The sequence below is a fragment of the Actinoplanes sp. NPDC049668 genome, assembly GCF_044465445.1.
Classification (GTDB): Bacteria; Actinomycetota; Actinomycetes; order Mycobacteriales; family Micromonosporaceae; genus Actinoplanes.
On record NZ_JBITLR010000003.1, the window covers coordinates 758166 to 777569 of the forward strand.

The window sequence follows — 19404 nt, forward strand, 5'->3', positions numbered from 1 at the left end:
TCTGAAAGCATCAACCTATGACGTCGAGACGATGGGATCCGACGGCGGCCGCGGCCGCCGCGATCACCGCGGTCATGATGGTGCTCTATCTGGCCCTCATCGGCCGGCAGGGCGGTCAGCCGGCGGCCTGGTTCGTGGCCGGCCTGGCCACGGCGACACTGCTCTCCCTGTACGGGGTGAGGCGCGCGGCGCCGCGCCGCCGGGTGGCCCTGGCCGCGTCCGCCGTGCTGCTGCTGGTGTTCGGCGTGCTCGGCCTGCTGTCGATCGGCCTGCCCATCGTCGTCGCGGGCGTGCTCGCCGCGGTCGCCGCCGCCCGCGACCGGGGGTCGATCACCCCTGCGGGCTCGCCGGCTGCGGGCCCAGGGCCGCGGGGCGATGCCGGTCGAGGGTGAGGCGGAGCTCGGACCGGCCCGGCCGGATCGCGCCGACGTCGACGCGGAACATCGCGACGCCGCGGCGGTACCGGATCGCCGGCAGGTCGCGGCTGGGCAGGGCGCTTCGGACCGCGTACAGGTCGGCCGGGGTGATCTCGAGGGCCGAGAAGATCCACCGCCCGCGCACCCCGGCCGCGGTGATCTGCGACCACGGCACGAACACCGGGTCGCCGCACTGCGCCAGCTCGATGCCCAGGCCGGAGACCCGGATCCAGGTGGGGCGCCCACGCTGCCGCCACGCCGTGGCACCGAAGAACGTCAGCGCCCCGACCACCGGGACCAGCAGGCTGGGGCCGACATCCTCCCAGCTCACGCCGTGCCCGATCAGTGCCGAGATCAGCAGCTTCGCGCACACCCAGGCGGCCACCGTCGCGGCCACGAGGATCAGTAGCGCCCGTACCGTCGAGCTCCGAAACAGCGCCGCGTCCGGCGCCGGGGCGGCCACGTCCCCGGGCCCAAGCGATCTGCGCGCCGTCACTTGATCATGCTATTGGCCCGCCCGAACGCTGTGACCGGGCCTTTCGGTCAGGGGTATCACCGACGCGAAACGTCACGTTGTCCGTGCCCGACGCAGCGACCACCCGAACCGGCAGCCCGGCCCACTCCGGGAACTGCCCGGCCGGCAGCCGCGCCACCAGCGCCGCGTCGATGTCCACCTCATCGTCGTGCAGCTTGATGACCTCCACGGACCAGAGCCCTGCTACGGCCGCCGCCCGGTGTCCACCGAGTTGAGTCGCGGTGCGACCATCGCCGCGGTGGAAGTTCGATCGGATGAAGAGTGCCGCCGGCTGGCTTGGGCCCTCAGCCAGCTCCTGCTCGCCGTGGCGCGGCTTGCTCTCACACCTGAGCTCCAGCGCGACTATCTGCGCCGCTCCGGGGTCGGCGACTCGGCGGACGAGCTTGGTCTCGAACTGGACGACGCCGCCCACCAGGTGGGCGAGCTGGAGGACGCCGGCTGGATCACGCCGGAGCGGGCGGCCGCGGTCCGCCGGATCGACGGGATGCTGAGCGCGATGAGCGACGCGCCGAACGCCGCGCTGTGGGAGCCGGAAGCGCTGTCGGCCGCCCCGGAGTGGGCCGAGGTCCGGGCCGCGGCCGGAGAGTTCCTCCTGTCACCCTGAGGCAACCGATGGTTGCGCTTTCTCGTGTCCGGGGCTACCGTCACACGCAACCAATGGTTGCTATTGATCGGGGGAGAGACCCATGACCAGCAGCTTCAGTACGTCGTTCTCGGTGGACCAGAGTCCCGACGAGGTGTTCCGGGCCATCGTCGACGTGTCACGGTGGTGGACCGGTGACATCGACGGCAGCGCCGCCGAGGTCGGCGACGAGTTCGTCTACCGGTACGCGGATCTGCACGTCTCCCGGCAGGGAGTCACGAAGCTCGTCCCGGGCCGCGCCGTGGTCTGGCGCGTCCTGGACGCGAAGCTCTCCTTCACCGAGGATCCCGCCGAGTGGGTCGGCACCGACATCGCCTTCGGCATCGAGCGCCGGGACGGCCGGACCGTCGTCACCTTCGAGCACGTCGGGCTGGTGCCGGGCATCGAATGCTTCGACCAGTGCTCCAGCGCCTGGGGCTTCTTCGTCAACGGCAGCCTGAAGCGACTCATCACCACCGGCGAGGGACCCACCACCCCGCCGTGGGCGGGCGGCGAGTAGTCCGATCATGGAGACGGCGGCTCCGGCGGTCATCAGGAGGGCCATCGGGACCGCGGTGTGCTCGCCGCCGAGGCCCGCGATCGGGGCGATGGCGCCCGCGGCGATCCACTGGACGAACCCGAGGACGGCGGAGCCGGTGCCGGGATGGTCGGGAACCGCGGCCGAGGCCATGGCTCCGCCGTTGGTCACGATGAGGCCTTGCGCGGCCATCAGCACGAAGAAGCAGGCGATCACGAGGGGCAGTGGCGTGCCGAACAGGATCGCTCCGGTCAGCATCGCGATCCCGGCGGCCAGGGCGGCGAGCTGTCCGGTGAGGATGACCGAACGGGTGGCGACCCGGCCGGCCAGCCGCGCGGCGATCAACGCGGCGGCCGTCATCCCGGCGGCGTTGACGGCGAAGTCGATCGAGTAGCCGACCGGGGAGAGCCCGTTCATCGACTGGAGCACGAACGCCGACGACGCGACGTAGGCGAACAACGCGCCCATCGACGCCCCGGTGACCAGCAGGTAGCCCACGTAGCGGCGATTGGTGAGGACCTGCCGGCCCGAGACGGCCAGGGCACGCAGGCCACGGCCGTTGCGCCGCTCGGGTCGCAGCGTCTCGGGAACCGCGACCACGACGGCCGGCAGCATGACGCAACCGAGCGCGGCCACCGCCCAGAACGAGACCCGCCAGCCGGACAGCTGCAGGATCACCGCGCCGAGCAGCGGGCCGACGACCGGGGCGATGCCGCCGACACCGGCGATCACGTTGAGCACGCGCACCAGCCGGGCGCCGGTGGCGAGATCGACGATGACCGCCCGGCCGATCACCATCGCCCAGCCGCCGGCGAAGCCCTGGACGAACCGGGCAGCCGTCATGACCCCGATGCCCGGCGTGAGGGCGCACACGCCCGATGCCAGGACGAACACCACCACCGCGGCGATCAACGGCCGCCGGCGTCCCCGCTGGTCGGACACCGGACCGCCGATGAGCTGCCCGAGCGCCATGCCGGCGAAGAACGTGGTCAGCGTCAGCTGTACCTGGGTGGCGGTCGCGGACAGATCCTCGGCGACCCGCGGAAACGCGGGCACGTACAGGTCGGTGGCCAGGGGCGCGATCGCGGTCAGCAGCACCACGGTCGCGACCAGGGCCGCAGTCAGCCGGGCTCGATGGGTATCCATGGCGATCGGGCCAGGCCGGCTCGATGCGGATCGTGAGCCGCGGGCCCGCGTCGGCGATGGCGTCGAGGCCGGTGTCGAGCGTGCCGAGGCGGATCAGCCGCGGCGCCGCGGAACCGGTCGACACGGAACAGCCGGACAGCGCGGCGGCGAGCAGAGCGGCGATCGCAAAGCGGGTCATGGCATCCAGCACACCGGCCGGGCACGGTGTCAGGAAGTCACCGACGATGGGTGTACTCGCAGTGCATCGCAGGGCGCCGGCGGCCGTCGTACCGTCGAGCGCATGGACAACCGGGCCGCGGTGCGCGACTTCCTCACCTCACGCCGCGCCAGGATCAGCCCCGAGCGCGCCGGCCTGCCGCCCGCCGGGCAGCGCCGCGTACCGGGGCTGCGCCGCAGCGAGGTCGCCGCGCTCGCCGGGATGAGCGTGGAGTACTACGCCAAGCTCGAACGCGGCGCCCTCGCCGGCGCCTCGGCCGGCGTCCTCGACGCGCTCGCCCGCGCCCTGCAGCTCGACGACGCCGAACGCGCACACCTGCTGCGCCTCGCGCACGAGGCCGACGGCACCAGCGCGCTGCTGCGGCCGAAGCGCGGCCCGAGGCAGTCGACGGTGCGGCCCAGCCTGCAGTGGTCGCTCGACGCCATCACCGCCGCCCCGGCGATCGTCGGCAACAACCGGATGGACCTGATCGCCGCCAACCACCTGGGCCGGGCGATGTACGCCGACCACTACAACGACCCGGTCGGCCCGCCGAACTTCGCCCGGTTCACGTTCCTCGACGGCGCGGCCCACCGCTTCTACCCCGACTGGGGCCTGGCCGCCGACCTGTGCGTGGCGAACCTGCGCACCTCGGCCGGCAAGGATCCCCACGACAAGGGCCTGCACGACCTGGTCGGCGAGTTGTGCACCCGCAGCGACGACTTCCGGCGCCGATGGGGCGCGCACAACGTGCGTACCCACGGCACCGGCGTGAAGACCTTCCATCACCACGTCGTCGGCGATCTCACGCTCGCCTACGAGAGCATGGACCTCCGGGCCGAACCGGATCTCACCATGACGGTCTACACCGCCGAACCCGGCTCCCCGACCGCGGACGCGCTGCAACTGCTCGCCGCCTGGGCCGCCGCGACGCCGCGGGCTACGAGCGGCCGCGCTTGAGTTCGAAGAACGTGTCGCTGCGGGCCAGTGGGACGACCGCGTCCCAGATGGCCAGGGACTCCTCGGTGCCGGGGACATGGTCGAGGATCGGGCCGTGCACGCCGCGGCCGGCGCCGGAGATCAGCAATACCGGCGAGCCGATGTCCGGGCCCGCCGAGCCGAAGCCCAGCTCGTGCGACTCGCGGACCGCGCCGTCCCACGCCGGATCGTCGAGGATGGCCTGTGGCTTCTCGATGCCGGCCGCCTCGGCCGCGGCCGTGACGATGTCGTCCGAGAGCGGCGCGCCGGCCTCGTGCGTGCGGGTGCCGAGTTCGGTGTAGAACGTGGCGATGGTCTCGTCGCGGTGGTCGGCCCGCAGCGCCTCGACCAGTCGCAGCGCCCGGCTGGACGCGGCGAGCATCGGGCGGTACTGGTCGGGGACGTTGTCGCCGTTGAGGATCGACAGGCTGAAGGCGCGCCAGCGCAGCGTCACCCCGCGCTCCGGCGCGACGGCGACCAGCCACCGCGAGGTGCGCCAGGTGAACGGGCAGGCGGGGTCGAAGAAGAAGGTCGCTTCCACGACGCGATCCTATGCGGGCCGGTGGCCCAAGCGGAGGCTCTCGATCCACCTGGACCACCGGCGTTCTCTTGCGCTACCCGTTCGCCGCCGGGCTAACCGTCCGGGAGAGAAGTGGCGGAAGAAGTTCGGCGAGTACCGCGACGCCGTCCGCGCTGAGCACCGACTCCGGGTGGAACTGGACGCCCGCGAAGCCCGGGCCGCGCAGCGCGTGCACCGTGCCGTCCGCGGGGTCGGCGGCGAGCTCGACGCCGTCGACCGGGTCGGCGAGGGCGGTGAAGCTCGAGTAGAAGCCGACCCGCCGCACGGTGCCGAACAGGTCGATGTCGCGGGCGACGCCCTGGTAGGGCTGGTCCCGGCGGTGCAGGCGCAGGCCCAGCGTCGCGCTGAGGATCTGGTGGCCGAGGCAGACCGCCAGCATCGGCTGTCCCGCCGCCAGCAGGTCGGCGACCAGGCCGCGGAGCATCAGCATCTTCGGCTCGGCCGAGGCCGGGTCGCCCGGGCCGGGGCCGACGACCACCAGGTCGGCGCTGGGCCGGACCGGCGTCGTCCACGGCACCACCGTCACGGTCAGGCCGAGCGCGCGGAGCTGGTGTGCCAGCATCGCCGTGAACGTGTCCTCGTTGTCGACGATCACGGCGGTCCGGCCGTCCAGCTCGGGCACGGTCAGGGCGCCCGGGCGGCGCTGGTCCAGCCAGAAGCGGGCCAGGCCGTCGTTGCGCGCGGCCAGGGCGGCCAGCACCTCCGGGCCGTCGTCCTCGGGGCGGGCGGCCGGGCGGGGCGGGGACGCGGCGCCGAGCGCGGCCAGTACCCCCGCGGCCTTGGTGTGCGTCTCGGCGACCTCGCCGGCCGCGGTCGAGTGCCGGACCAGGGTGGCGCCCACCGGTACCCGCAGGGTGCCGGCGGGCGAGATCTCCGCGGTCCGGATCAGGATGGGCGCGTCCAGGGTCTGCCGGCCCTCGTCGTCGTGGCCGAGCAGCGCGAGCACGCCCGCGTAGTAGCCGCGGCCACGGCGCTCGTGCCGGGCGATCACCCGGCAGGCGTTCTCCAGCGGGCTGCCGGTGACGGTCGGCGCGAACATGGTCGCGCGCAGCACCTCGCGGACGTCGAGCGAGCCCTTTCCGGCCAGCAGATACTCGGTGTGGGTGAGGTGGGCCATCCGTTTCAGGTACGGGCCGACGACCTGCCCGCCGTGCTCGGCGACCGCGGCCATCATCTTGAGCTCCTCGTCGAGCACCATGTACAGCTCGTCGGTCTCCTTGGGGTCGGCGAGGAAGTCGAGCAGGTCGCGGGCGCCGTCGTGGCGGAACGTGCCGGAGATCGGGTTCATCATGGTCAGGCCGTCGGCGACGCTGACGTGCCGCTCCGGGGTGGCGCCGACGAGCGTACGGCTGCCGGTGTGCACCAGGAACGTCCAGTACGCGCCCCGCTCGCCGGTGAGCAGGTTGCGGAACGCGGCCCGGGCCGCGTCGAGCGGGTCGCCGTCGACGGCCGCGGTGAAGACGCGGTGGATGACGAAGTTGGCGCCCTCGCCGTGTCCGATCTCGTCGCGCAGCACCTCGGCCACGATCTCGCCGTACGCGTCGTCGGTGATGTCGAAGGCGCCGCCGGTGAGCGCGACCGGCGCGGCCGGGAGACCGTCGATGATCTCCCGCAGCGGGCGGGTGGTGTGCGCGGCGATCCGCAGGCACTCCAGGGGCGCGCCGTCGTCGACGCAGTCGAAGCCGCGCTCGGCGATCTGCCGGTACGGGATCAGCGCGAGGGTCTGCGGGCCGGTTCTTCCGGGGGTCAGCGGGATGTCGGCGAGCGCCTCGACGGTGACGATGTCGCCTTCCAGGACGTCGACGTGGTCGGCGCCGTCACGGTGCAGCAGGGCGAAGGGCCTCATGGTTCCTCGGTTGGCTCAGGAGCCGCCGCCGAGGATCGGGCCATACGAGAAACGGCCGCCTCGGGGAGGCGGCCGCGGTGGTCGAGTTACGCGCGGGTGGGTGTGGCCGCCGGGTCGGCGGGCCACCACATGCTCAATCGCGCGTGCATGACGGACACCTTACGGCCCGTCGACAGGCCGGCGCCAGGTATCGCCGGCACCGGCATGTCGGAAGTCGGTCAGGCCGCGAACGCGGTGCGCACGGCGGTCCGGGCCCACTGCATCCGGCCGAGTGCGCAGTCCGGGTGCTCGCCGAACTCCTGGGCGACGAGGGCGGCGCAGCCGTTCTCGCCCAGCCGGCCCACCGTCTCGGTCACCGCCTCGCGGATCAGCTCGGGGGTCGGCTGCTGCGAACGCTGCAGGTCGGAGACGAACAGCGCTTCGGAGCGGATGTCGTCGCTGTTGAAGACGGTCATCGGGTCCTCCTGGCGTTCGGTTTCGCGGGCTGAGCGTCTGTGAACTAGAACACCAGGCCGGGGCTGCACGGCGGCTGCCGCGCGGTTGCCGTGTGGTTGCGGCTACCTGGGGTCTTACGCGACCTAACGGGATATCATGCGAATTGGTAGCGAATATCAGATCGCCGACCGGGGGGAATTTGTCGTGACGGTGGTTCTGGTCGCCGACGACGACCCCGACATCCGCGATCTGGTGGCGTTCAAGCTCGAGCAGGCCGGCTTCGACGTGATCGCGGTGGCGGACGGCCAGGCGGCGCTCGAGCAGGCGCGGACCCGGCAGCCGACCCTCGCGGTCCTGGACATCTCGATGCCCGGCCTCTCCGGCATCGACGTGTGCCGGATACTTCGCGGCGACCCGGCCACCGCCGGGATGCTGATCATCATGCTGACCGCCCGGGTCCAGGAGCACGACGTGGAGGGCGGCTTCAGCGCCGGCGCCGACGACTACGTGACCAAGCCGTTCAGCCCGCGCGAGCTGGTGTCGCGGATCCAGGCGCTGCTGAGCCGGGCCCGGGCCTGACCACCTGCTGATGCGTCGCGACCGCTCTGTCGGGTTCCTGTTGACCAGAGCGTTCGTGGTCCTGGTCGGCCTGATCGTCTGCTCAGGGGTGGTCGAGACGGCCGCGGTGCTGCAGCAGCACCTGATGGTGCGCGCGCTCACCACCCACGTCCAGCCGCTCCGGCTGGCCAACGCCGAGCTGCGCGGCGTGCTCGCCGACGCCCAGCTGGGCGTGCGCGGCTACTCGCTGACCGGCGACGGCGAGATGCTGGGCGCGTTCCGGTCCGCCCTGATCGAGTACGCCGTGGCCGGCCGGGCGCTGCGGGCGATGGCGGACGAGGACGAGGCGCCGGCCGTCGACGAGCAGCTGGCCCGGGCCGACACCTGGTTCGAAATTGCGGAGCTGCAGAGCCGGGCGCCGCCGCGCAGCGCCGAGGCGGTGCGGTACGCCGGCGAGGCGGGGCCGCTCTTCCTGGCCTTCATGGCCGCGAACCGGGACTTCGACGCCGACCTGGCCGAGCGCACCGACGAGCTGCGCAGCCTCAGCTTCCGGCTGGGCGGCGCGACGATCGTGGTGCTGGTGGCGCTGACCGTCGGCGCGGCGCTCATCGCGGCCTGCACCGCGGTGATGACGGCCCGCCGGATCACCATCCCGCTCGGCGACGTGGTCCGGGTGCTGGCCCGGCGCGGCCGGGGCGAGCTCGAGGCCCGCGCCGACGCCGGCGGCGGCCCGACCGAGATCCGGGCGGTCGCCGCCGCCCTCAACGCGATGGCCGACGAGAGCGACCGGGCCCGCGACGCCGAGCGCGACGTCGCACGGCTGCGCGGCGTGGTCCGCGAGCTCGGCTACCGGATCCGCGCCCACCTCAACGTCCGGGACGCGATCGACGAGGCGGTCCGGGAGCTGGCCGAGATCATGCGGGCCGACCACGTGCTGGTCCGGATGGCGCCCGGGCATCCCGAGGCGCCGCAGCTGAGCAGCCTGCGCGACGAGCACGCCGACGGGCCGCTCGCGCCGCTCGCCGGCTGCGACGTCGGCTGGCTCGGCAGCGGCGACGTGTGGACCTCCGGCGACCGCCCGCCGGACGGCGGCGCGCAACCCCCGGAGGCCGAGCGGCGGGCCTGCGCCCAGGCCGGCGACGGGCCGGTGCTGACCGTCGCGGTCAGCGCGGGCGAGGACCGCCTCGGCGCGCTGACCCTGATCCGCGACGCCGGGCCGCCCTTCGGCCCGGTGGACATCCAGCTCGCCGAGTCGGTCGCCGGCGACCTCGGCCGCGCGGTACACCTGGCCCGCCTGTACGAGCGCGAGCAGCAGCTCGTGGCCCGGCTGCAGGAGCTCGACACCGCGAAGACCGACTTCATGTCGACGGTCTCGCACGAGCTGCGCACGCCGCTGACCAGCATCGCGGGCTATCTCGAGCTGCTGGAGGACGCCGAGGCCGGCGAGCTGAACCCCCAGCAGGCGCGGATGCTGGAGGTGATCGGGCGCAACACCCGGCGGCTGCGCGAGCTGATCGAGCAGTTGCTGCTCCTCTCGAAGATCGAATCGGGTGCGTTCCACGCCACCCGGCACCAGGTCGACCTGGCCGAGCTGGTGGAGGCCGCGGTCGCGGCGATCTCGCCGGCGGCGGCCCAGGCGCAGGTCGGCCTGCACACCGAGGTACGCGGGCCGCTGCGGCTCGACGCCGACGCCGGCCAGCTGGACCGGCTGCTGATGAACCTGCTGACCAACGCCGTGAAGTTCACGCCGGCCGCCGGCACGGTGTCGCTGCTGGCGCGGCGCGAGGCGGACGAGGTGGTCATCGCGGTCGAGGACACCGGCATGGGCGTACCGGAGGGCGAGCAGGACGCGCTCTTCACCCGCTTCTTCCGGGCCAGCAACGCGGTCCGGGAGGCGGTGCCCGGCACCGGCCTCGGCCTGGCGATCGTGGGCGCGGTGGTGGACAACCACCACGGCCGGATCGAGATGCGCTCGGCCGAGGGCGCCGGAACCACCGTCACGATTCACCTACCGGTGTCCTGATCTCTCATTTCCCTTGCGTTCGGGGCTAATGTGTCGGCCATGTGGACAGTCGAGGGCCTGCACGGCGCCGCGCTGGTGACCGTCGACGGCTCGGTCGCCGTCGACGTCGCCGGCGGCCCGGCGACGTCGCAGACCCGGTTCCCGATCGCCTCGCTCGGTAAGCAGTTCGCCGCGGTCGCCGCGCTGCTGCTGGCCGAGCGGGACGCACTCAACCTCGATCGGCCGGTGAGCCACTGGCTGCCGGACAGCCCGCCGCGGTGGCGCGAGATCACCCTGCACCACCTGCTGACGCACACCTCCGGGACCAGCCACTGGCAGGACGCGCCCGGGTTCGACGTGACCGATCCGATCGCGATCGAGCGGCGCGCGCCCCTGCTCACGGCGGCGGAGCCGATCAGCCGGCCGGGGATCCGCTGGTGTTACAGCAGCCCCGGCTACCTGCTGGTCGCGCACATCGTGGAGCGGGCCGCCGGCCAGGAGTACGGATCGTTCCTCGCGGAGCAGGTCTTCGCGCCGGCCGGCATGACGTCGACCACGACGGGACGCCCGGACGGTCCCGGCGCCGCCGTCGGACATCGCGCCGGCGAGCCGCTGCCCGACGCCGCGCTGCCGCCGTTGCCGGGCACCAGCGACGTGTGGTCGACCGTCGGCGACCTCGCCCGCTGGACCGGTGCCCTGCACGGCGGCGAGGTGCTCGGCTGGGAGTCGCACATGGTGCTGACCGGCCCGCTCGCGCCGACCGGTGAGGAGCCCGCGCCCGGCGCCTGCTTCGTCGGCGCCCATTACGGCTACGGGCTCTACATCGGCACGGTCGGCGGGCACCGGGCGTACTTCCACCCCGGCGACCTGCCCGGCTTCGTCTCGTTCGGCGCCTGGCTGCCGGAGCGTCGCGCGGGGATCGTGGTGCTGGCCGACGACGAGACGGTCGACGTGCACACCCTGCTCCGACGGCTGCTCGCGGCGGCTGGGTTATCGTAGGCGCTTACCGAACGAACGAGGTCTTGGCGGATGCCGTCGAAAAAGGCCGGCGGCAAGCCGACGTCCAGCGACGTCGCCGCGGCCGCCGGGGTGTCCCGATCGGCGGTTTCGTGCGCCTTCAACAATCCGCAGCGGATCTCCGCCGCCACCCGTGACCGCATCCTGGCGGTGGCCCGGGAGATCGGCTACACGCCGAACACGCTGGCCCGGATGCTGCAGGCCGGCGCGACCCAGTCGCTGGGCGTGCTGCTGCCGGAGCCGCTGGCCCGGATCATGGAGAACCCGTACTACTCCCGCTTCCTGATGGGCGTCGGCCAGGTCTGCGACCAGGAGGGATACACCCTGCTGCTCACGCCGCCGCTGCAGGACTCGGTGCTCAAGGCAATCCCGTACGCGGCGGTCGACGGCTTCATCGTCTGCGGGCTGGAGACCGACCGGGGCGAGGTGGCCGAGCTCGAGCGGCGCAACATCCCGTTCGTGCTGATCGACAGCGACCGGCACGAGGGCGCGGCCAGCGTCGACGTCGACGACCACGGCGGCGCCCGGGAGGTCACCCGGTACCTGCTGGACCTGGGGCACCGGCGCCTGGCGGTGGTGTCGCCCGGCCCGGGACCGGATCGGCCGCACCGCGGCCCCGGCGGGCCGCTGGGGCGGCGCCTGGCCGGCATCGCCGAGGCGCTGGCCGAGGTCGGGCTGGCCATGGACGACGTGCGGCTGACGGAGGTCCCGGTTTCGCGTACGGAGGGTTACCACGCCACCCGGACGTTGATGGCCGAGGCGCGGCCGCCGACCGCGATTCTGGCGCTCTCCGACGTGCTCGCGTACGGGGTGGTCGACGCCCTGCAGGAGCTCGGCATCGACGTGCCGACGGGCGTCTCGGTGACCGGCTTCGACGACCTGGCCGAGTCGGCGTGGTTCCGTCCCCGGCTGACCACGGTGCGGCAGCCGATCGTGACGAAGGGCCGGACCGCGGCGGATTTTCTCATTTCGGCCATTCGGGGCGAAGATCAACACCCGCACCAGTCGCTCGGCACGTCACTCATCGTGCGCGACTCCACCGCCAAGCCTTCCTGAGCGCTCGCGTGCACGGTCTTTGGTAAACAGGTATGTAACACGAGTTAGTAACCTGCTACCGTCATCCGCCATGACCGATCAACTGATCGAACTCCCTTCGGCGGAGCGCGATGACGCCGCCGCGCCGGCGCCCAGCCCCTGGTGGCGCGACGCGGTCATCTACCAGATCTACCCGCGTAGCTTCGCCGACTCCGACGGCGACGGCATCGGCGACCTGCCGGGCATCCGCAGCCGCCTGCCGTACCTGCGCGACCTGGGCGTCGACGCGGTGTGGCTGTCGCCGTTCTACGCCTCGCCGCAGGCCGACGCCGGCTACGACGTGGCGGACTACCGCAAGGTCGACCCGATGTTCGGCACCATCGCCGACGCGCAGGGCCTGATCGCCGACGCGCACGAGCTCGGCGTCCGCGTGATCGTCGACCTCGTGCCGAACCACTCCTCGGACCAGCACGAGTGGTTCCGGCGGGCGATCACCGAGGGCCCCGGCTCGGCGCTTCGCGGGCGTTACCACTTCCGGCCCGGGCAGGGCGAGCACGGCGAGCTCCCGCCGAACAACTGGAAGTCGATCTTCGGCGGCCCGGCCTGGACCCGGACCACCGACCCGGACGGCACCCCCGGCGACTGGTACCTGCACCTGTTCGCGCCCGAGCAGCCGGACTTCAACTGGGAGCACCCGGCGGTCGCCGACGAGTTCCGCACCATCCTGCGGTTCTGGCTCGACCTCGGCGTCGACGGCTTCCGGGTCGACGTGGCGCACGGCATGGTCAAGGAAGAAGGCCTGCCCGACATCGACGAGTCGCGGGAGTGGCACCTGCTCGACGCGGGCGTCAGCCCGAGCTTCGACCGCGACGGCGTGCACGAGATCTACCGCACCTGGCGCAAGATCCTCGACGAGTACCCGGGCGAGCGCATCGCGGTGGCCGAGGCGTGGGCGCCGACCCTGGAGCGGGTCGCCAACTACGTGCGCCCCGACGAGCTGCACCAGGCCTTCAACTTCGCCTACCTCGGTACGGCCTGGGACGTGGCCGCCCAGCGCCAGGTCATCGACGACTCGCTCGAGGCCATGGGCTTGGTCGGCGCGCCGGCCACCTGGACGCTGTCCAACCACGACGTCGTCCGGCACACCACCCGCATGCTGCAGCCCAACGACGGCGACGAGGTCGCCGGCCGCAAGCCGATCGTCGTCGACCCGGTGGCGGGCCAGCGCCGGGCCCGCGCCGCGTCGCTGCTGATGCTCGCGCTGCCCGGCTCGGCCTACCTGTACCAGGGCGAGGAGCTGGGTCTCCCCGAGGTCGTCGACCTGCCGCCGGAGGTGCGCCAGGACCCGGCGTTCCACCGCGCGAACGGCCAGGACGGCTACCGCGACGGCTGCCGGGTGCCGATCCCGTGGTCCGGCGACCGCACGCCGTACGGCTTCGGCCCCGACGGCGGCCCGAGCTGGCTGCCGCAGCCGGAGAGCTGGGCGGAGCTGAGCGTCGAGGCGCAGCAGGGCCGCCCGGGCTCGACGCTGGAGCTCTACCGCGCGGCGCTGGCGCTGCGCAAGTCGGACCCGGCGCTCGGCGCGGCGGAGAACCTGGCCTGGTGCGACGCGCCCGAGGGCCTGCTGGTCTTCGACCGCACGCCGCACTTCCGCTGCACGGTCAACATGACGACCGAGCCGATCCGGATCGCCATGCCGGGCCGCGCGCTGCTCACCAGCGGCCCGGTCGAGCTGGACGGCGACGAGGTGGAGATCCCGGCGGACACCACGATCTGGTGGGCCGTCTGACCTGATCACGTGCCCCGGCCGTCACCCGGCCGGGGCCGTCAGGCAGCGGCGCCGGCGCAGCTCCAGCGACTCGATGCGCTCCTGCTGCTCGCCGGTGATGACGTCGCAGACCCAGTCCCAGTGCAGGGCCACCCGGTCGCCGGGGGACAGGCCGCCGAGCAGCGATCTCCCGCCGGCGGACCAGGCGGCGACCTCCTCGCGCGGCGGGCCCGGCGTCAGCTCGGCGCCGTCCCACACCAGGGGCCGCGAGCGTACGGTCGCCGACTCGCCGCGCACGTCGAGCACGACGCCGGCCCGGATGCGGCAGCGGTCCAGCACCGACACCGCGACCGGCCCGGCCGGCGCGGTGAGCAGCCCGGCCCACGGATACACCTCGAACACCTGGAAGCTGTGGTGTGCCGTGGCCCGCGCGCCGGCCGTACGCCAGGTGCCGCCGGGCTGGCCGTGGAAGCGCTCGCCCAGCCACGCCACCAGGTCCGGCGCCGAGACGCCGTCGAGCAGCTCGTTGCCGATCCAGTACGCCTCGACCACCGCCTCGTCGAGCGGATCGGCGATGCCCGCCGACGCGGCGATGAACTCGAGATAGCTCCAGGCGCCCTCGAAGCGCCGGGCCCGCCGGGCGATCTCCGCGGGCGCGTCCGGGCGCAGCAGCGCCGCCGCGCCCTGCGGCCCGCAGTAGCCCAGCTCGTTCGGCGGGTACGCGTACCGGGCGAACAGCAGCGTCCCCCGCAGGCTCATCAGCAGATCCGCGGAAGCTGCTCGCCGATGGGCAGGTTCAGCACCCGGGTGCCGCCGAGCGCCGTGCGCGCCACCACCATGCCGGGGTGCTCGGGCACGACGGTGCCGATCCGGCAGGCGCACGCGCCCATCGGGTGCGCCCGCATCGCAGCCAGCACGTCGGCGGCCTGTTCGGCGGGGACGAACGCCAACAGCTTGCCCTCGTTGGCGACCTGCATCGGGTCGAGGCCGAGCAGGCTGCACGCGTCGCGTACCCCCGGCGGGACGGGCAGGTCCCGCTCGACCAGGTCGACGCCGACGCGCGCGGCCCGGGCGATCTCGTTCAGCGACGCCGAGACCCCGCCGCGGGTCGGGTCGCGCAGCGCGTGCAGGTCGGCCCCGGTGGCGATCATCGCGGCGACCAGGCCGTGCAGCGGCGCGGTGTCGCTGCGCACGGCGGTGCCGAACTCGAGCCCCTCGCGGCAGCTCATCACCGCCACCCCGTGCACGCCGATGTCGCCGCTGATCAGCACCGCGTCCCCGGGCGCCGCCCGGTGCGCCGCGATGTCCACGCCGTCGGCGACGACGCCGATGCCGGCGGTGTTGATGAACACGCCGTCGCCGCTGCCGCGGTCGACGACCTTGGTGTCGCCGGTGACCAGCCGCACCCCGGCCGCGGTCGCGGCGGCGCCCATCGCCTCGGCGATGCGGGCCAGCTCGGACAGGGCGGTGCCCTCCTGCAGGATGAAGGCGGTCGACAGGTACAGCGGCATCGCGCCGGACATGGCCAGGTCGTTGACGGTGCCGTTGACCGCGAGGTCGCCGATCGACCCGCCGGGGAAGAACATCGGCTTGACCACGTACGAGTCGGTGGAGAAGGCGAGCCGGGCGCCGCCGGCGGTGACCACGGCCGAGTCGCCGAGCCCGGCCGCCGCGGCGGCGGCGCCGAAGCCGGGCAGGAACAGGTGCTCGACCAGCTCGGCCGACATGGCCCCGCCGCCGCCGTGGCCCATCACGATCGACGGGGTGTCGCGCAGCGGCAGCGGGCAGGTCCAGTTCTCGAAGTCCAGGTCCGTCATCAGAGCTGCACCAGGTCGAGCCGGCGGTACGCGTAATAGGCGGCGCACGCGCCCTCGGAGGACACCATCGTCGCGCCCAGCGGGTTACGCGGGGTGCACTGCTTGCCGAACGCCGCGCACTCGTTCGGCTTCAGCAGCCCCTGCAACACCTCGCCGGAGCGGCACAGCGGTGACTCGCAGGCGCTGATCCCGCCGACGTCGAAGCGGCGCTCCGCGTCGAAGTCGGCATACCGCGGCGAGAGCCGCCACCCGCTGTCCGGGATCATGCCGATGCCGCGCCAGGTCCGGTCGGTCACCTCGAACACGTCGCGCAGCATCGCCATCGCGGGCAGGTTGCCCTCCGCGCGCACCGCCCGGGGGTAGGCGTTCTGCAGCTCGTGGCGGCCGGACTCGAGCTGGATGACGGTCTGCCGGATCCCCTCGAGGATGTCGAGCGGCTCGAAGCCGGTCACCACGATCGGCACGCCGTACTTCTGCGCCAGCGGCGGGTACTCGGCGGTGCCCATGACGCTGCAGACGTGGCCGGCGGCCAGGAAGGCCTGCACCCGGCAGCGCGGCGACTCCATGATGGCGGCGATCGCCGGCGGCACCAGCACATGCGAGACCAGCAGCGAGAAGTTGCTGACGCCGAGCCGCTTGGCCTGGTACACGGTCATCGCGTTGGCCGGCGCGGTGGTCTCGAAGCCGATGCCGAAGAACACCACCTGGCGGTCGGGGTTCTCCCGGGCGATGGTGAGCGCGTCGAGCGGCGAGTACACGACCCGCACGTCCGCGCCGGCGCTCTTGACGCCGAACAGGTCCCGGCCGCTGCCGGGCACGCGCAGCATGTCGCCGAACGAGCAGAAGATCACGCCGGGCTCCGCGGCGATGGCCAGGGCCCGGTCGATGATCTCGAGCGGGGTGACGCAGACCGGGCAGCCGGGGCCGTGGATCATCTCGATGCCCTCGGGCAGCAGCTGGTCGATGCCGTGCCGGATGATCGAGTGGGTCTGTCCGCCGCAGACCTCCATCATCGCCCAGGGCCGCGTCGCGGTCGCGTGAATCTCGTCGAGGAGCCGGCGGGCCAGGTCGGGGTTGCTGAACTCGTCGAGGTACTTCACTGGTCTGCTCCCGCCTGCTCTGCCGCGCGGGTGAACCCGTCGCCGAACTCCTCGTCGAGGATGCCGAGGCGTTCGAAGTCGGCCAGCGTCTGTAGCGCGGACTTCTCGTCGAGACGCTGGATGGCGAATCCGACGTGGACCACGACGTACTCGCCGACCGCGGCGTCGGGGATGTACTGCAGGCACACGTTCTTGTGCACGCCGCCGAAGTCGACCTCGGCCATCAAGGTGCCGTCGGTCTCGGCGATGCTCAGGACGCGCCCGGGAACGGCCAGGCACATGGGAGTGTCTCCCTTCTCTTTGTTCAACAACAGGCGCCGACGACCAGCTGGCCGAGGGCCAGGCCGCCGTCGTTGGGCGGCAGCAGCCGGGGGAGCAGCACGGTGAAGCCCCGCTCCCGCAGGGCACGCCGGGCCGCGTCGAGCAGCAACGCGTTCTGGAAGACCCCGCCGCCGAGCGCGACGACGTCGAGGCCGGACCGCTCCCGGCCCAGCTCGGCGAGGTCGGCGATCAGGATGGCGACGGCCGCGTGGAACCGGGCGGCCACCACGGCCGCCGGGACGCCGGCCAGGACGTCGGCGGCGACCGCGCGGATCACCGGGCCGGGGTCGGCGGGCGGCCCGAACCGGTAGCCGTCGCCGACCGGCCCGGCCGAGGCCGCCAGCCCTTCGAGGATGATCGCTGCCTCGGCCTCGTACTCCACGGCGTGGCACGCGCCGGTCAGCGACGCGACCGCGTCGAACAGCCGGCCCATGCTCGACGTCGGCACGCAGCCGAACCCCGTCTCCAGCTGGTGGGCGAGCACGTCGCGCTCGGCGGGCGGGCAGGCCGCGACGCACGGCAGCTCCGGACGCCACGGCACGCCGGCGGCCCGCAGCTGCGCCATGGCCATCCGGTACGGGCGCAGCACGCTCGCGTCCCCGCCCGCGAGCGGCACGTAGCCCAGGTGCGCGGCCCGGTCGTACGACTTGTAGTCGGCGATCAGCAGCTCGCCGCCCCACACCGCGCCGTCGGTGCCGTAACCGGTGCCGTCGAACGCCACCCCGATCACCCGCTCGTCGAGGCCGATGCCGTGCTCGGCCAGCACCGAGGCGATGTGCGCGTGGTGGTGCTGCACCAGCCGCACCGGCCGGCCGGCGGCGTGGTCGCGGGCCCAGCCGGTGGAGCGGTAGCCGGGGTGCAGGTCCGCCACGAGCAGCTCGGGGCGTACGCCGGTGAGCCGTTCGAGGTGCGCCTCGGTGCCGGACAGGGCGTCGATGGTGCTCAGGTCGTCCATGTCGCCGATGTGCTGGCTGAGCCAGGCGTACCGGCCGGCGCCGAGCGCGCAGGCGTTCTTCAAATCCGCGCCGACCGCGAGGGACGGCGGCACCTCGAACGGCAGCGCCAGCGGCAGCGGCGCGTGGCCGCGGGACCGGCGGATCGGCAGCTCCGCGCCGGCGGCGTGCCGGCTGACCGAGTCGTCGCACGGCACCCGGATCGCCCGGTCGTGTCGCAGGAACGCGTCGGCCAGCGGCGCGAGCCGCCGGGCGGCGTCCGCGTCGTCGTAGGCGATCGGCTCGCCGGCGAGGTTGCCCGACGTCATGACCAGGGCGTCCGGCCCGGCCGGGTCGCCGGGCAGGCCGAAGAGCAGCGTGTGCACCGGCGTGTACGGCAGCATGATCCCGAGGTCGGGGTTGCCCGGCGCCACCGCGGCGGCGACGCCGGCCCCGGCTCGCCGGGGCAGCAGCACGACGGGGTGGCGGACGCCGGTCAGCAGCCGCTGTTCGTCGTCGGTCATCGTGACCAGCCGGCGGGCCGTGTCGAGGTCGGCGACCATCACGGCGAACGGCTTGCCGCCACGCCGCTTGCGGGCGCGCAGCTCCGCGACGGCGTCCGCGTTGCGGGCGTCGCAGGCCAGGTGGTAGCCGCCGAGGCCCTTGACGGCGACGATGCGCCCCGCCGCGAGCAGCTCCCGCGCGCCGCGCAGCGGGTCCGGGTGCCGGGCGCCGTCCGGTGTGTACAGCTCCAGCCGCGGGCCGCAGCCGGGGCAGGCGATCGGCTGCGCGTGGAAGCGCCGGTCGGCCGGGTCCTCGTACTCGGCGCGGCAGGCGGCGCACATGGCGAACCCGGCCATCGTGGTGGCGGCCCGGTCGTACGGCAGGCCGGTGATGATGGTGAAGCGAGGGCCGCAGTTCGTGCAGGTGATGAACGGGTGCCGGTACCGGCGGTCGGCGGGATCGCGCAGCTCGGCGAGGCAGTCGTCGCAGGTCGCCACGTCGGGCGAGGCCAGCGTCCGGGCCCGGGCGCCGGCGCTCGACGCGGCGATGGTGAAGCCGGTGCCGCCGCGCGGTTCGAGCGGGGTCTCGTCGACGGCGGTGATCATCGCGAGTGGCGGCGCGTCCGCCCGGAGCCGGCGGCCGAACTCCCGGACCGCCTCGGCGGGGCCCTCGGCCTCGATCACCACGCCGTCGGGGGTGTTCGCCACCGAGCCGGTCAGGGCCAGGTCGGCGGCGGTCGCGTAGGCGAAGGGCCGGAAGCCGACGCCCTGCACGAGCCCGGCGACGGCGAAGCGCCGGCGTACCCGACCGGCGGGCTCGGTCTCGTCGCGGGCCCGGCCCATCAGCTCCAGGCCGGACATGGCCCGCTCGGCGGCCGCCTCGTCGATGACCTCGAGCGCGAAGCCCATGTGGATCAGGATCCAGTCCTCCGGGTCCGGCGCCCGTTCGAGCATGCCGACGTTGACCTGGCGCTGCACGCCCATGACGTCCACCATGGCCAGCTGTCCGGCGTAGCCGGGAACGAGCCGCACGACCCGGCCGGGGATTCCGAGGCACAT

The 19404-nt window shown here is 73.4% G+C and carries 19 protein-coding genes and 1 pseudogene; 9 read left to right on the plus strand and 11 right to left on the minus strand.

Features of this window, described 5'->3' with window-relative positions; genetic code table 11:
- Window positions 1-17: 17 nt before the first annotated feature.
- Window positions 18-392: a hypothetical protein gene (locus ACIBSW_RS16210; RefSeq protein WP_354726732.1), complete on the plus strand. Its 375-nt coding sequence runs from the start codon at window positions 18-20 to the stop codon at window positions 390-392.
- Here the strand turns inward: ACIBSW_RS16210 and ACIBSW_RS16215 are convergent.
- Window positions 331-912: a hypothetical protein gene (locus tag ACIBSW_RS16215; protein ID WP_354726730.1), complete on the minus strand. Its 582-nt coding sequence runs from the start codon at window positions 910-912 to the stop codon at window positions 331-333. The two genes, ACIBSW_RS16210 and ACIBSW_RS16215, sit on opposite strands and share 62 nt — an antisense overlap.
- Window positions 913-916: 4 nt before the next feature.
- Window positions 917-1120, minus strand: coding sequence for a hypothetical protein (locus ACIBSW_RS16220; protein WP_354726728.1), 204 nt, complete (start codon window positions 1118-1120; stop codon window positions 917-919).
- Between the two features lie 69 nt (window positions 1121-1189).
- On the opposite strand from ACIBSW_RS16220, the gene ACIBSW_RS16225 reads away from it, so the two are divergent.
- Window positions 1190-1555 (plus strand): hypothetical protein, encoded by a 366-nt coding sequence (locus ACIBSW_RS16225; protein WP_354726726.1) that lies wholly within the window; start codon window positions 1190-1192, stop codon window positions 1553-1555.
- An 82-nt stretch (window positions 1556-1637) separates the two neighbouring features.
- Entirely contained in the window at window positions 1638-2093 is a 456-nt protein-coding gene (locus ACIBSW_RS16230) for an SRPBCC domain-containing protein (protein ID WP_354726777.1), read from the plus strand.
- A 6-nt stretch (window positions 2094-2099) separates the two neighbouring features.
- Here the strand turns inward: ACIBSW_RS16230 and ACIBSW_RS16235 are convergent.
- Window positions 2100-3257, minus strand: a pseudogene (locus tag ACIBSW_RS16235) (multidrug effflux MFS transporter); the annotation flags it as partial.
- Window positions 3258-3537: 280 nt separating this feature from the next.
- Here ACIBSW_RS16235 and ACIBSW_RS16240 point away from each other — a divergent pair.
- Complete coding sequence (locus tag ACIBSW_RS16240) at window positions 3538-4413, plus strand: helix-turn-helix transcriptional regulator (protein ID WP_354726724.1); 876 nt, start codon at window positions 3538-3540, stop codon at window positions 4411-4413.
- Here the strand turns inward: ACIBSW_RS16240 and ACIBSW_RS16245 are convergent.
- From ACIBSW_RS16245 to ACIBSW_RS16255, 3 genes are all read right to left on the minus strand, one after another.
- On the minus strand, window positions 4394-4972 hold the full coding sequence (locus ACIBSW_RS16245; RefSeq protein ID WP_354726722.1) for a DsbA family protein: 579 nt from the start codon (window positions 4970-4972) through the stop codon (window positions 4394-4396). The two genes, ACIBSW_RS16240 and ACIBSW_RS16245, sit on opposite strands and share 20 nt — an antisense overlap.
- 73 nt (window positions 4973-5045) lie before the next feature.
- Complete coding sequence (locus ACIBSW_RS16250) at window positions 5046-6857, minus strand: anthranilate synthase family protein (RefSeq protein ID WP_354726720.1); 1812 nt, start codon at window positions 6855-6857, stop codon at window positions 5046-5048.
- 218 nt (window positions 6858-7075) lie between these two features.
- On the minus strand, window positions 7076-7312 hold the full coding sequence (locus ACIBSW_RS16255) for a hypothetical protein (RefSeq protein WP_354726718.1): 237 nt from the start codon (window positions 7310-7312) through the stop codon (window positions 7076-7078).
- Between the two features lie 184 nt (window positions 7313-7496).
- Between ACIBSW_RS16255 and ACIBSW_RS16260 the strand changes: the two genes are divergently transcribed.
- The 5 genes from ACIBSW_RS16260 (at window position 7497) to ACIBSW_RS16280 (ending at window position 13693) form a co-directional block, all read left to right on the plus strand.
- Window positions 7497-7871, plus strand: a complete 375-nt coding sequence (locus ACIBSW_RS16260) for a response regulator transcription factor (RefSeq protein WP_184996293.1) — start codon at window positions 7497-7499, stop codon at window positions 7869-7871.
- Between the two features lie 40 nt (window positions 7872-7911).
- Window positions 7912-9873 (plus strand): ATP-binding protein, encoded by a 1962-nt coding sequence (locus ACIBSW_RS16265; protein WP_354726716.1) that lies wholly within the window; start codon window positions 7912-7914, stop codon window positions 9871-9873.
- Window positions 9874-9912: 39 nt separating this feature from the next.
- Window positions 9913-10851: a serine hydrolase domain-containing protein gene (locus ACIBSW_RS16270; RefSeq protein ID WP_404799346.1), complete on the plus strand. Its 939-nt coding sequence runs from the start codon at window positions 9913-9915 to the stop codon at window positions 10849-10851.
- 30 nt (window positions 10852-10881) lie between these two features.
- Window positions 10882-11925 (plus strand): LacI family DNA-binding transcriptional regulator, encoded by a 1044-nt coding sequence (locus ACIBSW_RS16275; protein WP_354729275.1) that lies wholly within the window; start codon window positions 10882-10884, stop codon window positions 11923-11925.
- A 70-nt stretch (window positions 11926-11995) separates the two neighbouring features.
- Window positions 11996-13693 carry a glycoside hydrolase family 13 protein gene (locus ACIBSW_RS16280; protein ID WP_354729273.1) on the plus strand — a complete coding sequence of 566 codons (1698 nt, stop codon included), beginning with the start codon at window positions 11996-11998 and terminating at the stop codon, window positions 13691-13693.
- 21 nt (window positions 13694-13714) lie between these two features.
- Here ACIBSW_RS16280 and ACIBSW_RS16285 read toward each other — a convergent pair whose 3' ends face one another.
- From ACIBSW_RS16285 to hypF, 5 genes are read right to left on the minus strand one after another with little or no spacing between them, the layout of a single operon-like run.
- Window positions 13715-14431 (minus strand): DUF6390 family protein, encoded by a 717-nt coding sequence (locus tag ACIBSW_RS16285; protein WP_354729271.1) that lies wholly within the window; start codon window positions 14429-14431, stop codon window positions 13715-13717.
- On the minus strand, window positions 14431-15489 hold the full coding sequence (hypE, locus tag ACIBSW_RS16290) for a hydrogenase expression/formation protein HypE (RefSeq protein WP_354729269.1): 1059 nt from the start codon (window positions 15487-15489) through the stop codon (window positions 14431-14433). The genes ACIBSW_RS16285 and hypE overlap by 1 nt, the downstream gene beginning before the upstream one ends.
- Window positions 15489-16589 (minus strand): hydrogenase formation protein HypD, encoded by a 1101-nt coding sequence (hypD, locus tag ACIBSW_RS16295; protein WP_354729267.1) that lies wholly within the window; start codon window positions 16587-16589, stop codon window positions 15489-15491. Before hypD ends, hypE begins: the two co-directional genes overlap by 1 nt.
- Window positions 16586-16870, minus strand: a complete 285-nt coding sequence (locus ACIBSW_RS16300) for a HypC/HybG/HupF family hydrogenase formation chaperone (protein WP_354729266.1) — start codon at window positions 16868-16870, stop codon at window positions 16586-16588. Before ACIBSW_RS16300 ends, hypD begins: the two co-directional genes overlap by 4 nt.
- A gap of 23 nt (window positions 16871-16893) precedes the next feature.
- A complete protein-coding gene (gene hypF / locus ACIBSW_RS16305; RefSeq protein ID WP_354729264.1) occupies window positions 16894-19404 on the minus strand; it encodes a carbamoyltransferase HypF in 2511 nt (836 codons plus the stop codon).

What these genes read in the sequence shown, in the direction of transcription:
- ACIBSW_RS16210 (WP_354726732.1), top strand. Translation starts at nt 18, where the DNA reads ATGACGTCGAGACGATGGGATCCGACGGCGGCCGCGGCCGCCGCGATC.
- ACIBSW_RS16230 (WP_354726777.1), top strand. Translation starts at nt 1,638, where the DNA reads ATGACCAGCAGCTTCAGTACGTCGTTCTCGGTGGACCAGAGTCCCGAC.
- ACIBSW_RS16240 (WP_354726724.1), top strand. Translation starts at nt 3,538, where the DNA reads ATGGACAACCGGGCCGCGGTGCGCGACTTCCTCACCTCACGCCGCGCC.
- ACIBSW_RS16250 (WP_354726720.1), bottom strand. Translation starts at nt 6,857, where the DNA reads ATGAGGCCCTTCGCCCTGCTGCACCGTGACGGCGCCGACCACGTCGAC.
- ACIBSW_RS16255 (WP_354726718.1), bottom strand. Translation starts at nt 7,312, where the DNA reads ATGACCGTCTTCAACAGCGACGACATCCGCTCCGAAGCGCTGTTCGTC.
- ACIBSW_RS16270 (WP_404799346.1), top strand. Translation starts at nt 9,913, where the DNA reads ATGTGGACAGTCGAGGGCCTGCACGGCGCCGCGCTGGTGACCGTCGAC.
- ACIBSW_RS16275 (WP_354729275.1), top strand. Translation starts at nt 10,882, where the DNA reads ATGCCGTCGAAAAAGGCCGGCGGCAAGCCGACGTCCAGCGACGTCGCC.
- ACIBSW_RS16280 (WP_354729273.1), top strand. Translation starts at nt 11,996, where the DNA reads ATGACCGATCAACTGATCGAACTCCCTTCGGCGGAGCGCGATGACGCC.
- ACIBSW_RS16285 (WP_354729271.1), bottom strand. Translation starts at nt 14,431, where the DNA reads ATGAGCCTGCGGGGGACGCTGCTGTTCGCCCGGTACGCGTACCCGCCG.
- hypE (WP_354729269.1), bottom strand. Translation starts at nt 15,489, where the DNA reads ATGACGGACCTGGACTTCGAGAACTGGACCTGCCCGCTGCCGCTGCGC.
- ACIBSW_RS16300 (WP_354729266.1), bottom strand. Translation starts at nt 16,870, where the DNA reads ATGTGCCTGGCCGTTCCCGGGCGCGTCCTGAGCATCGCCGAGACCGAC.
- hypF (WP_354729264.1), bottom strand. Translation starts at nt 19,404, where the DNA reads ATGTGCCTCGGAATCCCCGGCCGGGTCGTGCGGCTCGTTCCCGGCTAC.